Annotated in this window: 20 protein-coding genes; 1 reads left to right on the top strand and 19 read right to left on the bottom strand. The window is 39.2% G+C overall.

Annotated elements, in window-relative coordinates:
• Window positions 1–31: 31 nt before the first annotated feature.
• A complete protein-coding gene (locus QSJ81_RS06545; protein ID WP_285716609.1) occupies window positions 32–1,378 on the bottom strand; it encodes a sensor histidine kinase in 1,347 nt (448 codons plus the stop codon).
• 295 nt (window positions 1,379–1,673) lie between these two features.
• Here QSJ81_RS06545 and QSJ81_RS06540 point away from each other — a divergent pair, with 295 nt between their 5' ends.
• Complete coding sequence (locus QSJ81_RS06540; protein WP_285716608.1) at window positions 1,674–2,927, top strand: dicarboxylate/amino acid:cation symporter; 1,254 nt, start codon at window positions 1,674–1,676, stop codon at window positions 2,925–2,927.
• A 44-nt stretch (window positions 2,928–2,971) separates the two neighbouring features.
• Here QSJ81_RS06540 and QSJ81_RS06535 read toward each other — a convergent pair whose 3' ends face one another.
• The 18 genes from QSJ81_RS06535 to QSJ81_RS06450 form a co-directional block, all read right to left on the bottom strand.
• Entirely contained in the window at window positions 2,972–3,451 is a 480-nt protein-coding gene (locus QSJ81_RS06535) for a metallophosphoesterase (protein ID WP_285716607.1), read from the bottom strand.
• The gene (locus tag QSJ81_RS06530; protein ID WP_285716606.1) at window positions 3,448–4,044 is read right to left on the bottom strand and encodes an XTP/dITP diphosphatase; all 597 of its coding nucleotides are present in this window, start codon (window positions 4,042–4,044) and stop codon (window positions 3,448–3,450) included. The genes QSJ81_RS06535 and QSJ81_RS06530 overlap by 4 nt, the downstream gene beginning before the upstream one ends.
• Window positions 4,041–4,784: a ribonuclease PH gene (gene rph / locus QSJ81_RS06525; RefSeq protein ID WP_285716605.1), complete on the bottom strand. Its 744-nt coding sequence runs from the start codon at window positions 4,782–4,784 to the stop codon at window positions 4,041–4,043. The genes QSJ81_RS06530 and rph overlap by 4 nt, the downstream gene beginning before the upstream one ends.
• A 30-nt stretch (window positions 4,785–4,814) precedes the next feature.
• Window positions 4,815–6,131: a histone deacetylase family protein gene (locus QSJ81_RS06520; protein WP_285716604.1), complete on the bottom strand. Its 1,317-nt coding sequence runs from the start codon at window positions 6,129–6,131 to the stop codon at window positions 4,815–4,817.
• Window positions 6,131–7,789: a hydantoinase/oxoprolinase family protein gene (locus QSJ81_RS06515; protein WP_285716603.1), complete on the bottom strand. Its 1,659-nt coding sequence runs from the start codon at window positions 7,787–7,789 to the stop codon at window positions 6,131–6,133. The genes QSJ81_RS06520 and QSJ81_RS06515 overlap by 1 nt, the downstream gene beginning before the upstream one ends.
• Before the next feature lie 300 nt (window positions 7,790–8,089).
• Entirely contained in the window at window positions 8,090–8,758 is a 669-nt protein-coding gene (locus QSJ81_RS06510) for a coenzyme F420-0:L-glutamate ligase (protein WP_038672204.1), read from the bottom strand.
• 11 nt (window positions 8,759–8,769) lie between these two features.
• The gene (locus QSJ81_RS06505) at window positions 8,770–9,318 is read right to left on the bottom strand and encodes a hypothetical protein (protein ID WP_285716602.1); all 549 of its coding nucleotides are present in this window, start codon (window positions 9,316–9,318) and stop codon (window positions 8,770–8,772) included.
• A gap of 106 nt (window positions 9,319–9,424) precedes the next feature.
• A complete protein-coding gene (gene murI / locus QSJ81_RS06500) occupies window positions 9,425–10,234 on the bottom strand; it encodes a glutamate racemase (protein WP_285716601.1) in 810 nt (269 codons plus the stop codon).
• Between the two features lie 42 nt (window positions 10,235–10,276).
• Complete coding sequence (locus QSJ81_RS06495; protein ID WP_285716600.1) at window positions 10,277–10,699, bottom strand: acyl-CoA thioesterase; 423 nt, start codon at window positions 10,697–10,699, stop codon at window positions 10,277–10,279.
• 176 nt (window positions 10,700–10,875) lie between these two features.
• Window positions 10,876–11,562 (bottom strand): TVP38/TMEM64 family protein, encoded by a 687-nt coding sequence (locus tag QSJ81_RS06490; protein ID WP_285716599.1) that lies wholly within the window; start codon window positions 11,560–11,562, stop codon window positions 10,876–10,878.
• 197 nt (window positions 11,563–11,759) lie between these two features.
• Window positions 11,760–12,941: an acetyl-CoA C-acetyltransferase gene (locus QSJ81_RS06485; RefSeq protein ID WP_285716598.1), complete on the bottom strand. Its 1,182-nt coding sequence runs from the start codon at window positions 12,939–12,941 to the stop codon at window positions 11,760–11,762.
• A 61-nt stretch (window positions 12,942–13,002) separates the two neighbouring features.
• Entirely contained in the window at window positions 13,003–13,680 is a 678-nt protein-coding gene (locus QSJ81_RS06480) for a 3-oxoacid CoA-transferase subunit B (RefSeq protein WP_285716597.1), read from the bottom strand.
• Window positions 13,680–14,339: an acetate CoA-transferase subunit alpha gene (gene atoD, locus QSJ81_RS06475; protein WP_285716596.1), complete on the bottom strand. Its 660-nt coding sequence runs from the start codon at window positions 14,337–14,339 to the stop codon at window positions 13,680–13,682. Before atoD ends, QSJ81_RS06480 begins: the two co-directional genes overlap by 1 nt.
• Before the next feature lie 260 nt (window positions 14,340–14,599).
• Entirely contained in the window at window positions 14,600–16,021 is a 1,422-nt protein-coding gene (locus QSJ81_RS06470) for a sigma-54 interaction domain-containing protein (protein WP_285716595.1), read from the bottom strand.
• Window positions 16,022–16,093: 72 nt separating this feature from the next.
• Entirely contained in the window at window positions 16,094–18,070 is a 1,977-nt protein-coding gene (locus tag QSJ81_RS06465) for a methyl-accepting chemotaxis protein (protein ID WP_285716594.1), read from the bottom strand.
• A 212-nt stretch (window positions 18,071–18,282) separates the two neighbouring features.
• Window positions 18,283–18,591 (bottom strand): AtuA-related protein, encoded by a 309-nt coding sequence (locus tag QSJ81_RS06460; protein ID WP_285716593.1) that lies wholly within the window; start codon window positions 18,589–18,591, stop codon window positions 18,283–18,285.
• 1 nt (window position 18,592) lies between these two features.
• Window positions 18,593–19,933 carry an acyclic terpene utilization AtuA family protein gene (locus QSJ81_RS06455; RefSeq protein WP_285716592.1) on the bottom strand — a complete coding sequence of 447 codons (1,341 nt, stop codon included), beginning with the start codon at window positions 19,931–19,933 and terminating at the stop codon, window positions 18,593–18,595.
• A 30-nt stretch (window positions 19,934–19,963) separates the two neighbouring features.
• Window positions 19,964–21,262: a CitMHS family transporter gene (locus QSJ81_RS06450; protein ID WP_285716591.1), complete on the bottom strand. Its 1,299-nt coding sequence runs from the start codon at window positions 21,260–21,262 to the stop codon at window positions 19,964–19,966.
• Window positions 21,263–21,526: the final 264 nt, after the last annotated feature.

Genomic DNA, 21,526 nt, shown 5'->3' with positions numbered 1-21,526 from the left:
TACTATGAATTGGAATGAATCATTAAATTTTCTATTTTTTCATGTCATTTCCCGCTACTATTATGCTAGAGCGGGGAAGGGCAATAAGAAACCTAGTGCATATACCCGGATTGGATTCTACCCGAATAGTACCACCGAATAATTCAATATAATCTTTCACATGAGCTAAACCAAGCCCAGTTGATATTTTACCAGTCCGTGGTGAAAATTTGGTGGAATAGCCTGGATTAAAAATCAAATCAAATTCTTCCTTATCAATACCGGTGCCGTTATCTTCTACGCAAAAAAACACCTCATCCTTTGATGTGGTTTCCATCACTCTTATCATCCCATTGTCACCACATGCCTCAATGGAGTTGATAAGCAGGTTGTCCAATATAGAAACTAAAGTATAATGCCTGTCAGTAACAAAATCTTCCGTTTGTTCATAAGTCACACTTATTTTTTTATTTATGACATTAAGGTAGCGTATCGTATTTTGTTCAATAATATACAAAATATCAGACAACTTTATCTCTTGTGCCTTACTTGTTGTCTTAAGAATGTTTTCAATTCCTGTCTTAACACGGTAATAATCTTTTTTCACCTCATGAATTTCTCTTGCAACACCTAAAGCTTGCTCAGCTAATAATGGCTGGGCTTGATGGATTTCTTGCTTCTGAGAATTCAATTGTGTATAAAGTAAATAGGCTTTTTCCATAACATCTTCAATGTCTTGGGATGATTTCTCAAGATAAAATAATTCACTCTTCAATTTGGCTACCATAAGAGTCTGTTCAATGTAGCGTTCTGCTTGCTCATTAGCTAATATAAACGATTGATATTGCTTTAACACATAGTAACCAATAATAGCTAAAATCGCTCTTACAACCGCTACTACTATAATACTAGGTAGAATCAGAGCAAATTTAGCAGGAATTAACTCTGAGCGGAAGAGAAGCTCTACAACATTACTGATAATATCAGTCATACTTAAAAGCAGAATCAATTCCAGTATATTATCGGTACGATCGCGAACGGATAATAGATAAAACAAGGAGCCAAAGGAAAGATAATATGCCAAAGCAGGCAAATTCGTCAAAAGAGCACCTGCGTAGCCACTGGCACCCGATAAAAAGTCAATCGTTGTCCGAAAAATTAAAATTACCAATCCTGTTATTACTGTGCCAGAAACGATGGGTAATTGTTCAAAGAATAATAAGAAGGTTGTCAATAATACAATAGCTAAGGTAAAGCGAAAGTAACTACCAAAAGGATAAATATATACTATGCTAGTTAGGGTTACAAGCAACACGGTGCTTAATAAGGGTTTCTTTTTTTGCCAAACTTCTTTGACAAAATTACTGATTTTATTCACTTTTTCTAAGAAAGAAACCAATTTGAACAATCTCCTTTTCCAGTCCCTGTTCTTTATTATTTCGACAACTAAGAGTAGATCCCCTACTTCAATGCATACTATTTCTCTATAATTCTGAATTGCATGATAATAATTCAGAATTGCATAATAACTTTTTGTTGTTTGCTGTAGTTTACTAATAGTCTCTATATTATACTGAAAACAGTTAATATTGCAACAATCCCAAACTGGATGCAAAAGACATTGACCAAGGCAATGCCTTGATCGATATATTATCCTTAGTAACAAGATATCAAATAAAAAGGGGGATTGCTTTATGGAAAAAGGTAAAAAGGGTATAGGTCTTACAACTCAAATTTTTATCGCTCTTATTCTAGGTATTGTTTTCGGTTATGTTTTCCCTACCTATGGCCAAGCATTAAAACCAGTTGGTGACGCATTCATCCGTATGATCAAGATGATTGTTGTACCTCTAATCTTCAGTTCTTTAATCATGGGTATCGCAGGTACTGGTGACTTTAAAAAACTGGGCCGTTTAGGTGCAAAAGCGATTATCTGGTTTGAAGTAGCAACTACACTGGCATTATTTGTTGGTATGTTTGTTGCAAATACTTTCCATCCGGGTGTTGGTGTTGCTCTTGCTACTGGTACTGATGTTAGCAGCGCTGCAGCAGCAGCCAAGAAAACTATTAGTATGGTGGACATGTTCGTTAACATTGTTCCAACTAATATTGTTGATGCAATGGGTCGCGGTGATATGCTCCAAATCATCTTATTCTCTACTTTCTTTGGCGTAGCGGCAGCTCACATGGGAGCAAAAGGCAAACCAGTAGTTGATCTTGCGATCAGCGTAGCTGAAATTATGTTTAAATTTACTTGGTATGTAATGAAGTTAGCTCCTCTTGGCGTATTTGCCTTAATCGCATTTACAGTTGGTAAATTTGGTTTAGGTATGCTGATTCCTCTAGCTAAACTCATCGGATCTTTATATTTCGCTTTAGTATTGTTTATTGTTCTACTGTTAGCGTGTGCTTCTCTTATCATTCGGATGAATTTCTTCCAGCTGTTAAGAGCAATTAAAGAACCAATCTTGATTGCCTTCTCTACTGCATCTAGTGAAGCAGCGTTACCGATTGCTATGGAAAAACTAGAACAGTTTGGTGTTCCTAAACATATCGTTACTTTCGTATTACCTACAGGATATACTTTTAATTTAGATGGCTCTACATTATATAGTGCGTTGGCAGTTATCTTTATTGCCCAAGTATATAATATTGATTTCCCAATGTCTACTCAGCTAGTTATGTTAGTCACTCTTATGATGTCAACAAAAGGTATTGCAGCAGTACCTGGTGCATCCCTCATTGTTATTGCTGGAACAGCCGCAGCCTTTGGTCTACCAGTAGAAGGTATTGGTATTATCCTTGGTGTTGACCGTATTCTTGATATGGCTCGTACAGCTTGTAACTTAATTGGTAACTGTGTAGCTGCAGTTGTTGTAGCTCGCTGGGAAAATGAATTACCTGATGAAGTTCTCAAAGTAGCTTATGCAAAAAATTATGACGAATAAAAATAAAACAGTTCTTTAAAAAAAGCGCCGTAAGGCGCTTTTTTTTATAACTCAATTTCAATAATTTGTTCCCTTATTTTACCCTCATTAGTAATTTCTATAACACCACAAGTCCCAGAACCTACACGTGGCTCAGCGGCACTACCTGGGTTAAAAATTAGTAAACCTTCACACCAAAGCTGATCTGGTATATGAGTATGTCCATAGATAATAATGTCCACCTCATACTGTCTACCCCATTCTATTAAATCACCCGCACCTTGTTTGACACTATAACGATGTCCATGGGTAATCCAAATTTTCTTACCTGCAGCTTCTACAAACTCATCGATTTTTGCGGAAGTCTGCCCATCACAATTTCCTTTTGCAGCATATACAGGAACATCTACTAGACTAGCTAAATATGCTGCATCCTGACTATAATCACCAGCATGTAACCACATATCGGCATTCGGAACTACCTTAACCGCTTGTTTGATCGATGCTCGGTCACCATGGGTATCACTGATGACCCCTATTCTCATTTTAAATACTCCTCTAGTCTACTAGCCATACCTTTTAAAGCCTCTCCTCGATGGCTAATCTTATTTTTTTCAGTTTTTGAACATTCCGCCATTGTTTTTCCCATTTCAGGCATGAAAAACAATGGATCATAACCAAAGCCCTCTGCCCCCCGCATCTCTTGACCAATAACCCCTTCTTTACTGCCATCAACAGTGATAATCATTCCATCTGTATCTGCAAAAGCCAAAACACAGCGAAACCTAGCACTCCGCTTATTGCTTGGAACACCTGCTAATTCTGCTAGTAATTTTTGATTATTCATCGCATCATCTGCGTCTTCTCCAGCATAACGTGCGGAGTAAATACCTGGCGCTCCATCTAAGGCATCTACTTCTAATCCAGAATCATCGGCCAAACAAGCTTTTTTAGTATAAAAAGCGTAATGCTCTGCTTTCAGCTTAGCATTTGCAACAAAACTATCACCAGTTTCCACTGCTTCAGGTATACCCTTAAAATCACTTAGTGCTACTATTTTGACTGGTAACTTGGCCAACGCCAATTCAATCTCAGCTATTTTGCCTTTATTGGTCGTTGCCACCACTATTTCCTTCATGGCTCACGTCCTACCTTCCATGACAAGGGCCCTAATATATCTTTTTGATAATCAATTAGCTGTTCAACCGCCTTTTCAGCAACCTCGAGCATTTGCTGTAACTCTTGACGGCTATAGGGACGTTTCTCTCCTGTACCCTGCACCTCTACAAACTGTCCACTCCCAGTCATTACAACATTCATATCTACCATGGCTGCCGAATCTTCCTCATAACATAGATCCGCAATCACTGTGTCTTTTACCACACCAATACTCACAGCAGCCAAGAATTCTTTTACCGCAAAAGGTTTTTCATTATTCGTATAAACGCTATTTATTGCATCGACCATGGCAACGAAAGAACCTGTTATCGCCGCCGTTCTTGTACCTCCATCAGCCTGTATTACATCGCAGTCAATCCAAATCGTCTTTTCACCTAGCGCTTTTAAATCAACTACACTCCGAAGAGCCCTACCAATTAGTCGTTGTATTTCATGAGTTCGACCTGTCACTTTTCCTCTAGCCGATTCACGAACGTTACGAACTTGTGTAGAGCGTGGTAACAAGGAATATTCAGCAGTAATCCAGCCTTCCCCGGTGCCTTTCATAAAATGGGGCACTTTATCTTCGATAGTAGCAGCGCATATCACTTTAGTATTACCAACTTCAATTAGCACTGATCCTTCAGGATATTTTAAATAATTGCGAGTGATCTTTACTGGGCGCATAGCACCAGCTTCTCGTCCATCCAATCGATTCATTGTTTTTTTATTCCTCCTCAAATTTGACGCTTACAATATTTCTAGCCTATCTTCCATCTTATTTTGTACAAAATATAACTGCTGCTTTCCTTGTTTTTTTGCCTTATATACCGCATCATAAGCTGCCTTTTGACAGGTTGGACAAGCCTGATTGGGGATAGTAGCAATATAAGCAGATTTATAACCAAACATACCATATGCCTCTGTTTCTATCGTAACATATCCAGAACAGTGAGGACATAAACGTACCACTTCTTTTTGCCGTTCGTCTATGCCGGCATCATCATAATAGATATTACGCCCTCTTTGCCAAAAGTCACCGGCCTTAGCAATTGCCTCTTGTTGCAGTTTTTCTTTTGTTGCCCACATATTTTGTCGTTCTTTTATTATAGCAGATATGGAGCGAGTGACAGCAGAAGATTGGACGGGGCAAGTAGCAATATCAGGCTCTATGACTTTACTATAGTCCATTCTAGCCATCGCCAATATAATTCCTACATTCACGTAAGGCAGAGCATTCTCAATCGAATACCCCCCTTCTAATACTGCAATATCTGCCTTTAATTTATCTGCAAGCCTAGCATACCCTTGCGCCGTAATTGCCATATTCGCTAAGGGATCACTATAATGATTATCTTGCCCAGCCGAGTTAATAATAATATCCGGTTTAAAGTCATTTAGGACTGGCAAAATTAAATGATCCAGTACCTCGTGAAGGCCAGCATCTGTAGTTCCAGGCGGCAGGGGAATATTTAAAGTCGTACCAATTGCATTGGGACTACCCATTTCATTAGTAAAACCAGTTCCCGGATACAGTGTACGTCCATCTTGATGAAAGGAAATGAACAAGGTATTAGGATCATGATAAAAAACATCTTGGGTGCCATCTCCATGATGTACATCAGTATCTACAATAGCAACCTTACCAATGCCATAATTTTTCCGTAAATACTCCACCATAATTGCCTCAATATTAATTGTACAAAACCCTCTCGTACCATGGACCACACGCATAGCATGATGTCCTGGCGGGCGCACTAGAGCAAATGCTCTATCCACTTCGCGCCTCATTACTGCATCTGCAGCGGCAATAGCCCCGCCCGCAGAAACAAGATGAGCATCGGTAATAAGTGACGATAAATCTGGAACACCAATATGTACTCGCTCCAAATCTTTATACTGCGCTATTTGGGGTTTATATTCTCTTATACAGGGCATGTCGAGCAAACCCTCTTCTACAATTTGGTCCCTAGTATATAACAACCGTTCTTCGCGCTCAGGGTGAGCTGGACTAATAGCCCAATCAAAAGCAGGGAAAAAAACTAATCCTAACTTTTGGCTAGCCATTAGAACACCTCCTTACTAGGCAATAATACACCAGGCTTAACTTGTAACCGGCAGGTTATAATCTTCCCCACTGTATTAAAACCACGAATTACATTAAATTCTTCTGCCTGTATTAATTCTGTCTCACCAAGAAAAATTCCGGTAACCTTGGCTAATTCTGCCAAATGCTGTTCAGCTAATAAGGATGCATCTTCTAAGGAAAATCTAGACTTTGGCAGTCTATTTTTTATCCCCAGTTCGGCAACGGTATAAAATCCCTTTACCGTATCTGCTCTTAACGTAAGATCTAATGTAGGCCTAGCTACCGCTGCACCAATCGCATTGGCTACCATACCATGATCTGGAAGCTGGTAACTTAGCCCCATCTTCTTAGCAACTAAAGGTATAAGCCCTGTGGCTCCACCTCCAACACCAAGAATTTGTTCGATATTTATTCTCCTGCCCTGCACAATATCTTCAACGCGATATACAGGCTCAGCCTCCTGTTCAGCCAATAAGGACATCACAGCCTGGTATATGCAAGTAACAGCCTCATCCAATGCCATATTTGCTACTTCATACGGTGTTTGCCCTTCTAAGGCCAACTCCTTCATAGCATTTAACGCCAATTCTTTATCACCAAACTCAATCAATCCACTAGCAATCATCGCATCGGTTATCGTTGGTTTAGACCCGCCGACAGCCATGGCAGGACCATAACGCATGGGACCAACCTTTAAAGCATTCTTTTCCCACCGCACAAAACTATCGCCACCGATTCCTATGGATTTAAGGCGAAACCCACGAACTGATGTTGCATAGCCAGCAACCTTAGCTCCCTGCTCAGCAAAAATTGGTGTGCCTTTCTGCCACAATGCAATATCTGTAGTAGTACCTCCAATATCAAGTGAGACAGCAGGACTTCTCGTCGGATGTAGGGACATAATACCTAGTACACTCGCTGCTGGACCAGTAAAAATAGCTTCTACTGGAAATTCGCGAGCAACTGCCAAAGGTAAGGTTCCACCATCTGCTTTTAATACATATACAGGGCCAAAGATTCCCCTCGATAATAAAGCATCTTCCACCGCCGTAGCGAATTGATTAAAATGACGCCATACCGCCCCATTGTAATATGCTGAGTTTGTTCGCCGCAAGAAATTAAGAGATCCTGATACCCTTGCCCCTAAACTGATATGACTTGGTTTGACCTTTTTCCTAATCCAATCAGCAATCATCGATTCATAACTAGGATTACGCACGGCAAATTTCCCGGAAATAGCAAAAATATCGCATGACGAAAAATGACGACAAGCTGACATCACTTCTTCCTCTGTCGGCCGAGCAACCTCATGGCCACGGTGATCAATATAGCCCGATACAATATAGGGTTCTTTGGGCAGGGCATCTTTTATATTCATTCCTGGGCCTGGCATAATGCATAAGCCAACCTTATCAATCTTGTCTTCAACTAAGGCATTGGTAACAATCGTAGTGGATAATGCGATTCTTTCAAAATTTTTATTACCGGTATCTAGGACTACTTTATCAATTGCTCTTAAGATACACTCTAGAAGATTATTATGAGTCGTGGGGGTTTTTACTGTACTGATAATTTTTCCTGCCGAAACTGCTACCCCGTCGGTAAATGTGCCACCTACATCAAGCCCTAAGAACATATAGTATCCCCTCTTTTTTAGGAATATACAGATATACTTTCTAAAGATTGCCTTGATATCATTTAATTCTACAATAAAAATAAGAAAGAGGATAGTTTTTATTCTATCCTCTTTCTTAGCCTGCTAGTCAACAGACAAGAGATTTTATCCGATGACTAAACCGCTCTAAGACTCCCATCTTATATAAGCGGGAGTTAAGAGCGGCTAAGTCCCTGGATAAGTGCGACTAAGATTCAGATGGAGTTTTAACTCCATCTGAATCAAGTCTTCTTTATTATGCACTCTAGACAGAATCTATTTTTATGCCTGGCTTTTAGCCATTTTCGCAACTACTGCATAATTCTTAATAATAACGATTGGTGTTCGCTGAGATGCATTGCCAAAAGGATTATCGATTAAAATTTTCGCTAAATTTTTAGGATCAAGACCTTCTGAAACACCAAGTACTGCAGCCCGCTTTAGATCATTTACATCAGCTACTGCTGCACCATAGCAGCCTAACCGACGCTTAATTTCTTCGGCAACACCATTGGGATCATGCGGTCCATACACCAAGCATTTATCAAAAGGCGGCATAGTACCCGTCACATCATCTACTAAAGCAGCCTGTGGACCAGCCAGCTCATAGAAAACACCATTCCTACCTACGATCTTAGCTAACATCCCAATAATCATTGCAAACAAAATACGCCATTTTCCTTCCGCATCCATTGCTGACTGCATGCCATATACGCTGGATAGGCTACCCTTTTGAGGAACAAAACGGCATAAAACCCTTGCCATAAAACATACTTTTAAATCTTCTGGTCTTGTCACTCTTCCTTGGGTAATCGCAACTACACTTTCTGCTACGGATACCACGTCATCTGGCCCAATATCTTGTTTTGCATATTTTTCAATCATATCTACAATATTGTCTTTATCAGTTAAAATACGTGTACCTACTGGTTTAAGTTCAAGTTCTGCCATTACTAGCCCTCCTATTCTGCAATATTCTGCGCCCGCATAGCTGCTATAATTTCATCACACGTCATAATCATACGCGTCTTATGAATATACCAAGGAGTACGCGCTACAATTTGGTATGTAATATCAATAGGCATATCTACGGATAACTCATATAAATTGTCTAAAGTATTTTTTATATTACCATTTTTTGCTGTAAAAGTAACTGTAATAATCACTGTTCCGCCTGTTCCTTGCGGAACGATAACGGCTTCAAAATAATTATCAGTCCGCGGTGCTGTAGTAAGCTCCATCCTAGAACTAACCTCTACACCATCAAACTGCTCATAGGGCAGTAGATGACGCGGATAAGCATCCATAATTGTACCATCTTGGGATCCTTTATTTATAAATGGTACTTTACAAGAAAAAGTAGCTGCTTGCTCCGTTTGTTCAACTAAAGTGAAATTAGTCCGTTGACTAACTATAAATTCAAACTCTGCATCACCTTGCTTTGCAATAAACAACCACACGACAACTGCCACTAATGCAGCTAATAATACTATTGTCACCAAGAATTCCACAAAAAGGCCCCCATCTCAAGAAGAATTATTTTTTACCTATACTAGTATACCAAAATTTTCCCTTCAGGGCTATATAACTTTCCCAGTACTACTTGAATTTAACCTGTTATTGAGTAAATTCTTCTAAATTCACTAATTCAAACTCTACTTCCTTTATATCAAACATAAAACTAGCCATTTTTTTGGCCCGTTCCAAATCTGTTGAAAAACACAATCGTACTTTACCTTGCGTTCGATTCGATAATTGTCCTTGTGCCTCTAATAACTGCTTTGCTTCCATTGCCGTTTCTCTAGCAGGATCGATAATACGAATATCATTCCCTATTGTTTTCTCGATAACCGAACTTACAAAAGGATAATGAGTACAACCTAATATCACAGCATCAATACCTGCCTGCTTCATTGGCAGCAAATATTCGGCAATTGCCAATTCGATATCCTGTCCTTCAACCTGCTTGTTCTCAATTAAGGGAACCAATTTAGGACACGGTTGTTGATAAACAAAAGCATCCAGATCCTTTTTATGAATTGCCCTAGCATGATTTTCACTGGTAATGGTGGCTTGGGTTGCCATTACACCTATTTTTTTATTTTTACTAACCTCATACGCTAAATCTGCTCCTGTATTCACCCCAACTAAAGAAAAAGGATATTGGGTTTTTGCCATTTCCAAACCTAAAGCCGTCATTGTATTACAGGCAACTACTGCCAATTTCACCTCTTGCGCTGTAAAAAAGCTAAGGATTTGATGCATAAATGAAATAATTTCTGCGGGAGGACGAGATCCATAAGGTGTGCGTGCCGTATCCCCAAAATAAATTAAATCTTCTTGCGGCATGAATTTCATCAATTCCTTCACAACCGTAAGGCCGCCAATCCCTGAATCAAAAACACCAATGGGTGCATTCCTATTCAATACCACACCTCCTAACAACATATTCTATCTAAATATTTTTTGTTATATACATTGATTTTCCTTGTTTTCAAAAGCCATTTTAAGCTTATTAAAATAAACACCTGGCAAGCGAACAATTTTTCCCTGACTAGTAGAAAAAACATTTATAGTCTTACCAGCAGCTAATAATACTCCATCAATTTCTCTAATAATTCTATATGTAAACACCATTTTCACAGGCGATACTTCCGTCAATGTCGTTTCAATTAAAATATAATCGTCAAATTTGGCAGATGCACGATACTGACACTCAACATGAGTAATTGGAAAAACAATTCCCTCATTCATCAGATCAATCAACGAAATACCTGCTTGGCGTAAATACTCTACCCGCCCCATCTCAAACCAGCGAAAATGATTGGAATGATGTGCTACTCCCATCATATCTGTTTCTACAAAGCGCACTTTCTCTCGTACCGTAATCATATACTCAGCCTCTCTTATCGAATTTTACTTTTCTAGTATTTGCTATGGCTACGCAAAGCAAACGCCCACCAGCAAATAACTTATGCCGTGGGCCGTAAAAAAGCTCGCTCGCATTTATAAAACGCAATATAATTGTACTTTTCTTTTTTATTTTTGTCAAAAAAAGTTTCTCCTCTTTAGTGACTTTGGCTCTTTTTGTGATGTACAAATAAGTAGTACGCTAGTGCGGAAATTACTGCTAATAAAGACAATCGCACTACATGCTCCCGATAAGATAGCAAATCATGCCCTAACGTAACTTCTATAAATGCCGATGGCAGCTTCCCAATAAATGTTGCTATGGTATAGTCTGCTAACCCAATACTGCTAAGTGCTCCTATGGCAGTAATGAGCCCGGATGGGACAAAAGGAATACTCCGTGCCACTAACATAATTTGCAAGCCCCTTTTCCCACTAAAGTCATCAATCCTCTTTAGGCTCTTGCTACGCGCAATGATGCTCTGTGCGTTAGTGCGAAACAAATACCGCATTAAAATAAAACTAATAATTACGCCGACTGATTCTCCAATCCATGAAATCAGCGTGCCTTCTACTACACCAAAAATGACTCCATTGGCTGCTACAATCAAAAAATTGGGCAAAACGGCAACAATGTTAATAAATACTATAATTAGAAAACTCACAAGCATGGCATAAGGCCCATATGATTGGATAAACTCAATACTTCCAGCGACATTGCCTTGCAAAAACAGATGAATCATCCTGTTTATAAAATCGGGTGCCAACAAATAACAAATGACAGACATAATACCAACAACACCAACTACGGCAGTACGCATCACAAGTTGACTATTGTTTCTCATAAATATAACAATTCCTTTCTCTCACTCACGATACAAAGTTTTCGTTATTTACGCAGTAGCGTTCACTGCAATGATACCACAATTTTGAAATCCATGTAGCTTATCTAATTAAATTAGAGTAATATCCCCTTAATTCCTCTTCCTTTCATGCCAATAATAGTAAAGTGATTGCAGTTTTATCTGCAATCACTTATAAATCACATTTTTTCTACTATTGTCGCTACACCTTGTCCCCCACCAATGCAAAGTGTCGCCAAACCTACCTTAGCATTTCTTCGTTTCATCGCATGAAGCAATGTTACTAAAATTCTTGCCCCGCTGGCTCCTACAGGATGACCAAGAGCTATAGCACCACCATTTACATTCACTTTTTCTTTTTCAAGACCCAATTCCTTTCCTACTGCTAAAAATTGGGCTGCAAAAGCCTCATTGGCTTCAATTAAGTCAAGATCTTTTACAGTTAGCCCAGTTTTAGCTAAAGCCTTAAGGGATGCAGGTACAGGTCCCATTCCCATAATACTAGGATCTACCCCCGCAGAAGCAAAGGAACGAATGCGGGCCAAGGGTGTAAGCTTTAATTCTTTCGCTTTATCAAGAGACATAACAACAAATGCAGCTGCCCCATCATTAAGACCAGAGGCATTTCCTGCCGTTACAGATCCGTCTTTTTGAAAAGCGGTTCGTAAAGTAGCTAACTTTTCAACTGTGGTCCCCTTTTTAGGATGTTCATCTGTATCAAATACGATAGGATCTCCTTTTTTTTGCGGAATAACTACAGGGACAATTTCCTCTTTAAATCGTCCCTCAGCAATCGCTTTAACTGCATTTTCTTGACTAATCGCTGCCAATTCATCCTGCATTTCACGAGTAATATCATACTTTTGCGCCACATTCTCAGCGGTGATCCCCATATGATAGTTGTTTGTTGCACACCATAGACCATCTCTAATCATGGAGTCGATTAATTCACTATGTCCCATTCGATAACCACGGCGTGCTTTTTCCAGTAAATACGGAGCATTGCTCATGCTTTCCATGCCGCCGGCTACAATAATATCAGCATCACCAGCTAATATTGCCCGTGCAGCCAAATTAACAGCCTCCAAGCCCGATCCGCATACCTTATTAATACTAAGGGCAGGCACTTCGATTGCTAATCCAGCTTTAAGAGCGGATTGACGAGCAGGGTTCTGCCCTAAACCAGCCTGCAGAACGTTCCCCATAATGACTTCTTCCACTTCTACTGAATCTATTTTCGCTCGTGTAATCGCTTCTTTAATTACTAATGCTCCCAATTCCACTGCAGAAACTTCTGCTAAACTACCATTATAGCTACCAATTGCCGTACGCACCGCACTAACAATTACAACTTCTTTCATCTTCGCTAGCCTCACTTCTAAATTTTATTGCCATCCAAAAACTTGGATCTAAATTGAAATTTTATATGTTATCTAATTTACTTATCCCCTTCATAGGAGCCAAGGTATCACTGATCGTTAGTTGTGCTTCCGTCTTTGCAATTACTTCTTCCAAAGTAACGTTAGGCGATATTTCTTCAAGTACCAGCCCTTCAGATGTAACTCTAATTACAGCAAGTTCAGTTACAATCAAAGAAACAACCCCTTTACCTGTGAGGGGAAGATTGCATTCTTTAATTATTTTTGCTGAGCCATCTTTTGCTGTATGCTCCATAGCAACAATAACCTTTTTTGATCCAGCAACCAAATCCATTGCTCCCCCCATGCCGGGAATCATCTTCCCGGGAACCATCCAATTGGCTAAATTACCACTTTGATCAACCTGTAATCCACCAAGCACTGTTACATCAACGTGCCCGCCTCGAATCAAGGCAAATGACATTAGACTATCAAATGTAGCTCCCCCAGGGAAAATACCTGCAGGCTTACCACCTGCATTGACCAAATCTAGATCAGGAGCGCCACTTAATGGAGCTAAGCCTAAAAACCCATTTTCCGATTGAAGAGTAATTTTTATATCTTCCTGCAAATAGTTTGGAACTAGAGTTGGTAAACCAATTCCCAAATTTACCACGTCCCCATCCTCCATTTCCGCTGCTACTCTACAAGCAATGATTTCTTTTGCACTATACGCTACCATTAAATACGCCTCCCACAGCAAACAATTTTATCAACGAGAACCCCTGGGGTCATTACTTCATCTGGAGCAATCTGTCCAATTTCAACAAGTTCTTCTACTTCAACAATTACCATATCTGCAGCCAATGCCATAATTGGATTGAAATTACGAGCAGATTGACGAAAAACCAGATTTCCTGCCCTATCAGCCTTAAATGCTTTCAACAATGCTATATCAGCTTTTAGCGGAACTTCCAGTAAATATTCTTTTCCATTTACCAGTAATTTTTGTTTCCCTTCTTCAACTACTGTTCCAATACCCGTAGGAGTCAAAAATCCACCTAGTCCGGCACCACCCGCCCGAATTTTTTCGGCGAGAGTCCCTTGTGGTGTAAGCTCTACCTCTAGCTCGCCTGCTATCATTTGTTTGCCCGTTTCTGGATTTGTCCCGATATGAGATGTAATTACTTTTTTTACTTGCCGATTTACAATTAATGGTCCAACACCAGTATCAGGAGTAGCTGTATCGCTAGCAATCAGTGTAATGTCTTTGATTCCTTTGTCTACTAAAATGCCCACTAAGGACGTAGGTGTTCCCACTCCCATAAATCCGCCTACCATAACTGTCCCATTATCCTTAAAAAGGGAATATAGTTCTTCATGTAGTACTACTTTATTCAAGATTTTTTCCTCCCCTTGGTCAATAAACAAACCAAATTGCGAATCTTATCATCAACAATAACTTGCAAAAACCATGCCAAGATCACTTCACTAATAAATAAAGGAGCCATCATAATGGCTCCTTTAATAATTTCTACATTCTTATAAATCTTTCAATAAATCAAAACACGGTATCTACGCAAAGCTATTGCAAACAACCTATACGGCGTTTCTAACTTTTAAGAAACATATGATTAAATTTCTCAATTAATAGAATTCTTTCACTCTCTATTTTGTGTTTCCAATATTTTAATTTTATTATAAAGCGTAGCAACAGAAATACCGAGTTCTTTTGCAATCCTCTGCTTTGCCTCTACACTCGATCCATAATGTTGTATGGCATTTTTAATTGTTCTTCTTTCAAAGTCCTGCACCATCTCCGCTAACGAACTAGTAGGAATTCTTTGGCGTTCATCATCAATCTTAAACCACTTGGGCAAATGTAATATAGTTATTATATCGTTCTCATCACACATGTTTACCGCATACTCAATTACGTTACGTAGTTCTCGCACATTACCAGACCATGAATACTGCAAGAGGACTTCCATCACTTTTTTATCTACTTCAAAACTTTTGCCAATTTTGCGAAAATAGAACTGAAAAAAATTATTTGCCAATAAAGTTATATCAAATCCTCTCTCTTTAAGAGGTGGCAGGTGTACATTCAATACATTGAGACGATAATAAACATCTGCTCGAAACTTTCCTTCTTGCACCATACGATACAAATCTTTATTGGTAGCTGCCATAACTCGAATATCAATCGAAACTTCACTCGTTTCACCAATACGTCGTATTGACCTTTCTTGTAATACCCGTAGTAATTTAGCCTGTACTTCAAGACTGAGTTCAGCAATTTCATCTAAGAAAATTGTGCCACCACTTGCAATCTCAAATAGACCAATCCTACCTCCTTTTTTTGCTCCAGTAAATGCCCCCTCTTCATAGCCAAATAATTCGCTTTCGATTAAAGAAGGAGCAATAGCAGCACAGTTCAGCGCCACAAATGGGCCCATTTGTCGATTACTTGCATTGTGAATTGCTTGGGCGAAAAGTTCTTTACCTGTACCACTTTCTCCCGTAATCAGTATATCCGCCTCTCCTTGGGCTGCTCTTTTTGCCACTCTTATTGCCTCATTCATTGGAATACTATTTCCTATAATATCATCAAATGTGTACTTTGCTTTATAGATCCGATCAACCATTGTTTTTAAACGGCCTGTCTTTTTGGCAATTTTTTTAACTTCTTCCGATAATCGTCGGACTTCAGTAATATCTTTCACTACTGACACACCACCAACGATATTTCCCTCTACAATGATTGGCGCCATGTCTACGATATACTCAACCTCTCCCTCTCGTCTATATTGTCCAAGAAGAGGTTTTCCCGTCGTAACCACTTGAGGCAGCAAAGCACCAGGTCGAACTTTAAGGAGGTGAAATCCTATGATTTCATCCTCCTTAACATTTGTAATGCGGGTATATTCCGAATTGATATAGCGAACAACTAGTTGTTCATCAGTGACTAAGATCCCATTATTTATTGAATTCAGTATTTGTATATACCATTTTTCAGCAGATTCTGGAGAAGACAACACATTTTTAAGATCATCAACATTATCTTGTCCCTTGTAAGACATACTTTCCTCCTTCAGTTACCTTGCTCCTATCGATATTTTTGGGGGAACAAAGGTAAATTCCGCATTCCTAGATCAAAATTTAAATTTATGTACGGCTTCTTGCAATTCCTCGGCCATCATGGCTAAACTTTTGCTTGAAGAAGCTAGTTCTTCTGATGCTGCTGATTGTTCTTCAATCGTTGCAGAAATTTCTTGCGTTCTTGCCGCCATATTTTTACTGGCAATGTCTACATCACGTACTTCACAAACAATCGTCTCACTATTTTGTGCCATGATTCCGATTTGTACTTTTATATCTCTTACTTGCCCAGTAACTTCTTTAACTAACTGAGAAATCGCACCAAACTTTACTTCTGCATTATTGATCACTTCTGTACCTAATTGGGCCTCTTTCGTCCCCTTGTTCATCGCTACTACTGCTTTATCTATTTCTAACTGAATTTCACTAATTAAATCCGCAATGCGACTAGCAGCACTGTGAGACTGCTCAGCTAATTTGCGTACTTCATCAGCTACTACTGCAAATCCACGGCCTTGTTCACCAGCTCTTGCTGCTTCTATGGCAGCGTTTAACGCTAAGAGATTTGTTTGCCCTGCGATCTCAGAAATTGTTCCAACAATGTCCCCGATTTCCTTTGATCTTTCTCCCAATATTTCTACTACTTTGGCAGAATCAGTTACAGCATCTTCAATACTCTGCATTTGGTAAATAGCGTCCTTGACAACCTTCTCACCTTCCATAGAAGAAACAGCTGTCTTTTCCGTCGCCTCTGTCACAGTATTGGTTTTTTCAACTACATTTTGTATTCCACCATTCATGTTTTGCATTACCTTTGACACTTCATTTGTAGAAGCCTTTTGCCCTTCCGCCTCATTTGCCACGACTACTATCAAGGATGCAACTTGACCGGAAGCTTGGGCCGACTGTTCAGAGTTGGCAGTCAATTGCTGTGAAGATGCAGCTAATTGTTCTGCTGTTTGTCCAATCTGTCTTAATAGATTGCGTAAATTATTTGCCATTAATTCAAACGACTTTGCTAAGCTTCCGATTTCATCTTTTGCGCTAATTTCTAGACCTTCCCCTGTTAGATCACCGTTAGCAATACGGTTAACAAAAACACTTAGCACTTGAATGGGTTTCGCTAAATAGCCTGCAAAGAAGAAAACAATTCCAATTGTTAATAAGAGTATAATAACAAAACTAATACCTGCCGAAAGCATAAAGGCTTGAAGTTTTCCCATGACCTCAACAACTGGAACATGCACTCCAATACTCCAATTCGTTCCACTGATGGGAGCATACGCTATATAGGTATCAATATTATTATCAGAGTAGTGGGTAATGCCACTTTCCCCTTTAATCATTTTTTCTGTTGCAGCTTTTAAGCTGATGTCTACATCCTGGTCAGACTGTAAATTAGCTTTCATTATTTTAGTCGCATCTGGATGAACAATCACTACACCGTCATTTTTTATTATAAAGGCGCTGCCTGTTTGCCCTACTTTTACTTTTACGACGTCACTTGCCGCATTCTCCAAAGACACGGAACCGCCTAAAATTCCCACTACTTTATTACCTTTTTTTATCGGAGCTACTACAGTAATGATCGGCTTTCCATCTACACGTGAAATTACTGGATCGGGCACAAATGCTTGTCCCGTTTCCATAACCTTCTTAAAATAATCACGTTGAGCAATATTTGCACTTGTTCCATCTGTATAAAAAACAGTTCCTAATTGATCCGTGAAAAAGAATCGAATATATTTTTTATTACGTTGTTCTTCATCTTTCAAATAGCTAGTAATTGCTTGCTGATCTCCCCCTACTAAAGTAGGCGAGCTTGCCATCAAACTAATTTCGGCAACACGTGAATCAAAAAAATCTCCTACTTGTTTCCCAGTTGTTCCAGCTTGTAACGTAAGATATTCCTCTGTATCTATGATTAACAGTTGCCTTGTATTCCAATAGTTAAAAGTCCATAAAATGCCTAACGATATTGAGATCAATAAACCAACGACAATAATTAACTTTGTTTTAATTGAATTCATTTTTGTCCCCCTTACCATTAGTACTAAGCTATTTCTACTTTTTTCTACAATATCCTTTTTTAACTAATATCTTTTACAAATTACACATATTTTACATACATTTACAAGCAGTTCAACGCATAAAGACATTTATCTTACTAAATGTCCTTATGCGTTAGCTTTATTATTGTGACAATGGTAAATTGTTTATTTTTAACTGCGTTCCAAATTTGTTACTCAATTGGAATTTCCAAATTCATAAGCGCAGAGCTGAGAGATTTCCCATGGGCATCTAAGGATAATGTACGCGTTACTCCACCGCCAAGAGCACTATATAAAACAAAGTTAAGTGCACCAATATTGGGAAGCTCATAACGTACAACCTCTCCTTTTACAATTTCGGAGAAAAACTCTTTCACTTTTTCTGCCGTGACATATTTTTTGAGAATAGGATATTGCCCTGGATCATGGGCAATTACTGAAATATTTGAGATATTACCTTTATCCCCAGTTCGAGAATGAGCGATTTCTCTTAGTTTCATCTTAAACCACCTCATAATATAAATTGTAATTTACTAATGAACGAGGTACAAGAGCAGACACCATTGCTACAACTTGTTTGGCAGACTTGGTGGCACCGCCGCCTCCTGCTGGGCCATTGGTATATAAGGTTTCCACTTCATTACCGATGCGAATGGCTTCCTTCATATTTTGCGTACGACCAGTCACCCTGACACGAACTTCATAGGGTTCATGCTCAGTCTTAGAAATATTCGAACCATGAAGAGAGTCAATTCCAATAAGATCAAACTTAACTTCTTGATACTCTACGCCCACAATCTTAAGTCTTTCCTCAACAATTTTTAACGCTAATTTCCCGCGAGCGACTGCTCCAGGACCAGCATAACTGATTTGCCCTTCTCCCATATAACTATCAATGTACCCTATAGAAGCTTTAAGAAAATCTGTTTTTGCCAGTCCTTTTCCTCCTTTAACCTGTACCTGATCTTCCCCTACTTGAGTAAACTCTACACTAGTAAAATCAGCCACAACATCAGGAGTAATATAAGCTACAGGATTGTGTATCTCATACATCAATTGCTCTTTACAAGTAGCAAGAGTAACTTTACCACCCGAACCTGGAACCTTAGTAATAATAAAAGTACCATCTTTTTGCACTTCAGCAATAGGGAAACCTAAACGTGCTAATCCTTGCACATCCTTATAACCTGGATCGGCAAAGTAACCACCCGTTATTTGTCCTGCGCACTCCAATAAATGGCCAATTACAGTACCTTGCCCCATCATATCCCAATCTTCATCAGACCAATTAAACTCATATATTAGTGGTGCCAAAAATAAAGCTGGGTCGGCGACTCGTCCTGTAATAATAACATCTGCACCATTTTTAAGCGCTTCCACAATGGGCTTAGTTCCAAGATAAGCGTTAGCAGATACAATTTTATCTTTTATCGTTGCTAAATTTTCGCCAGTCTCTAAAATTGAGTAATCTCCAGATCGTACAGTTTCTACTACATCATCACCTGTCACCGCAGCAATCTTTAGTCCTGTAATGCCTAACTGCATTGCAATTTCCTTAATCTTTTTCGCACCGGCAATGGGATTGGCAGCCCCCATATTTGTTATTATCTTAATTCCTTTTTGTTTGCAACCAGCTAAAATCGCTTCCATACGCTCTACCAAAAGCCCATCATATCCCGCATTTGGGTCTTTCATTTTGGCTTGTTGAGCTATTGCAATTGTTCTTTCTGCTAAACACTCAAATACTAAGTATTGAATATTTCCCTTTTCTACTAATTCTACAGCTGGTTCAATCCTGTCACCTGAATATCCAGCACCGGATCCAATTCGAATTTTTTCCACGCTTAACACCTCTCTATTTTTCTGGGACCCCTAAAACGGGAATACCCCAATAATCGCACAAGTAATCGTCATAATTATAGAAGCCAGCCAAAGATATGGGATGGAAAATTTTTGATGTTCACCTAATTCTATACCGGTTAAGCCAATAATAAGAAAGGTAGCAGGAGTTAATGGGCTAACGGGGAAACCTACCGTCATTTGTCCCATCAGGGCCGCTTGCGCCACTGCAATTGGCTGAACTCCTAACATTTTACCCACTTCAGCCACTACTGGCAGTACACCGAAATAAAAAGAATCGGGATCAAAGAGTAAACTAAGGGGCATCGAAATAATTCCCATAGCAAAAGGAATGTGCTGAGCTAAGGCTGGGGGAACAAAAGAAACTGCCACCTGAGCCATGGCTGTAATCATTTTTGTACCACTCATGATTCCTACAAATGATCCAGCAGCTAACAAGATACTAGCCATCATTAAAGCCGCTTTCGCATGGGCATCGACTCGAGCCTTTTGTTGGCTTACTTCTGGATAGTTAATTATCAAAGCTAATACCGTGCCAATCATAAACATAGGTGCGGGATCAACTACACCAGCAATCATTACACCCATAACAATAATAGCAAGTACAGCATTTACCCAAAACATTTTCGGGCGACGTAGTGCAATCTCTTCGTCTTTTAATTCTCTTTTCAACACGATATCTGTTGTTTCACCATCTTTAATACCAAGGCGACGTGCTTCTTTTTTACCCAATAAGTAAGCTACTGTAAATACGTAGATAAGACCTACAAGTTGCGGGATGACCAGTGGAGTAAAAACCTCAGTAACTGGTACCTTAAATGCTGCGGCAGCTCGTAAGGTAGGGCCCGTCCACGGCAAGTAGTTTACACCTGCTGCCATAGATACCATTAAACAAAGAAGTCTTTTGTCCATTTTTAACCGTTCATAAATCGGAAGCATTGCCGGAATGGTAATTAAAAAGCATACCGCTCCCGATCCATCAAGATGTATAAGTAACGCCAATAGGGCAGTACCCATTAATATCCGTGTGGGTTTTGCACCAACAGCTTTTAGTACTCTATTAATAATTGGATCGAACAACCCTGCGTCGCCCATTACACCGAAAAATAGAATTGCAAAAACAAACATAGTCGCTACCGGAGCAATATTTTGAATACCGCTGATAATAAATTTACTAGTACTTAGTCCAAAACCTCCAAGCAGCGATGCGATAACAGGTATCACAATTAAGGCAACCAAAGGTGACATACGCTTAGTAATAATCACACCTAGTAAAATTACTATTGTTAACAAACCTAATAGTGCTATCATCTTCTTTCCTCCTTGATATTTAGGCTGGTAAGTTTAGCTACAATACATTTTACACCAATAATGATCATCTCCATTCTTTTTACTATTGCTCAAACTATTTATACAATAGTATTACTAGCAAGAATCGTGCCAATATCAAATATGCTCTAAAAATGCTAATGAAAGGGTGTTCCAGGAGAACATCCTTTTATTAGCATTTCTAATATTTAAGAATAATCTGCAAATATATCCTATAAAGAAACTAAAAACCCAGCCCTAGTAATG

Origin of the sequence: Pelosinus sp. IPA-1, from assembly GCF_030269905.1 — a bacterium.
In the GTDB taxonomy this organism is placed as follows: Bacteria; Bacillota; Negativicutes; order DSM-13327; family DSM-13327; genus Pelosinus.
Note: the sequence above shows the minus strand (reverse complement) of the source record. Positions and strands in the feature narration are given on the sequence as shown.

Coding starts and splice junctions, on each gene's coding strand:
- QSJ81_RS06540 (WP_285716608.1), top strand. CDS start 1,674: ATGGAAAAAGGTAAAAAGGGTATAGGTCTTACAACTCAAATTTTTATC.
- QSJ81_RS06535 (WP_285716607.1), bottom strand. CDS start 3,451: ATGAGAATAGGGGTCATCAGTGATACCCATGGTGACCGAGCATCGATC.
- QSJ81_RS06530 (WP_285716606.1), bottom strand. CDS start 4,044: ATGAAGGAAATAGTGGTGGCAACGACCAATAAAGGCAAAATAGCTGAG.
- rph (WP_285716605.1), bottom strand. CDS start 4,784: ATGAATCGATTGGATGGACGAGAAGCTGGTGCTATGCGCCCAGTAAAG.
- QSJ81_RS06520 (WP_285716604.1), bottom strand. CDS start 6,131: ATGGCTAGCCAAAAGTTAGGATTAGTTTTTTTCCCTGCTTTTGATTGG.
- QSJ81_RS06515 (WP_285716603.1), bottom strand. CDS start 7,789: ATGTTCTTAGGGCTTGATGTAGGTGGCACATTTACCGACGGGGTAGCA.
- QSJ81_RS06510 (WP_038672204.1), bottom strand. CDS start 8,758: ATGGCAGAACTTGAACTTAAACCAGTAGGTACACGTATTTTAACTGAT.
- QSJ81_RS06495 (WP_285716600.1), bottom strand. CDS start 10,699: ATGATTACGGTACGAGAGAAAGTGCGCTTTGTAGAAACAGATATGATG.
- QSJ81_RS06490 (WP_285716599.1), bottom strand. CDS start 11,562: ATGAGAAACAATAGTCAACTTGTGATGCGTACTGCCGTAGTTGGTGTT.
- QSJ81_RS06485 (WP_285716598.1), bottom strand. CDS start 12,941: ATGAAAGAAGTTGTAATTGTTAGTGCGGTGCGTACGGCAATTGGTAGC.
- QSJ81_RS06480 (WP_285716597.1), bottom strand. CDS start 13,680: ATGGTAGCGTATAGTGCAAAAGAAATCATTGCTTGTAGAGTAGCAGCG.
- QSJ81_RS06470 (WP_285716595.1), bottom strand. CDS start 16,021: ATGTCTTACAAGGGACAAGATAATGTTGATGATCTTAAAAATGTGTTG.
- QSJ81_RS06465 (WP_285716594.1), bottom strand. CDS start 18,070: ATGAATTCAATTAAAACAAAGTTAATTATTGTCGTTGGTTTATTGATC.
- QSJ81_RS06460 (WP_285716593.1), bottom strand. CDS start 18,591: ATGAAACTAAGAGAAATCGCTCATTCTCGAACTGGGGATAAAGGTAAT.
- QSJ81_RS06450 (WP_285716591.1), bottom strand. CDS start 21,262: ATGATAGCACTATTAGGTTTGTTAACAATAGTAATTTTACTAGGTGTG.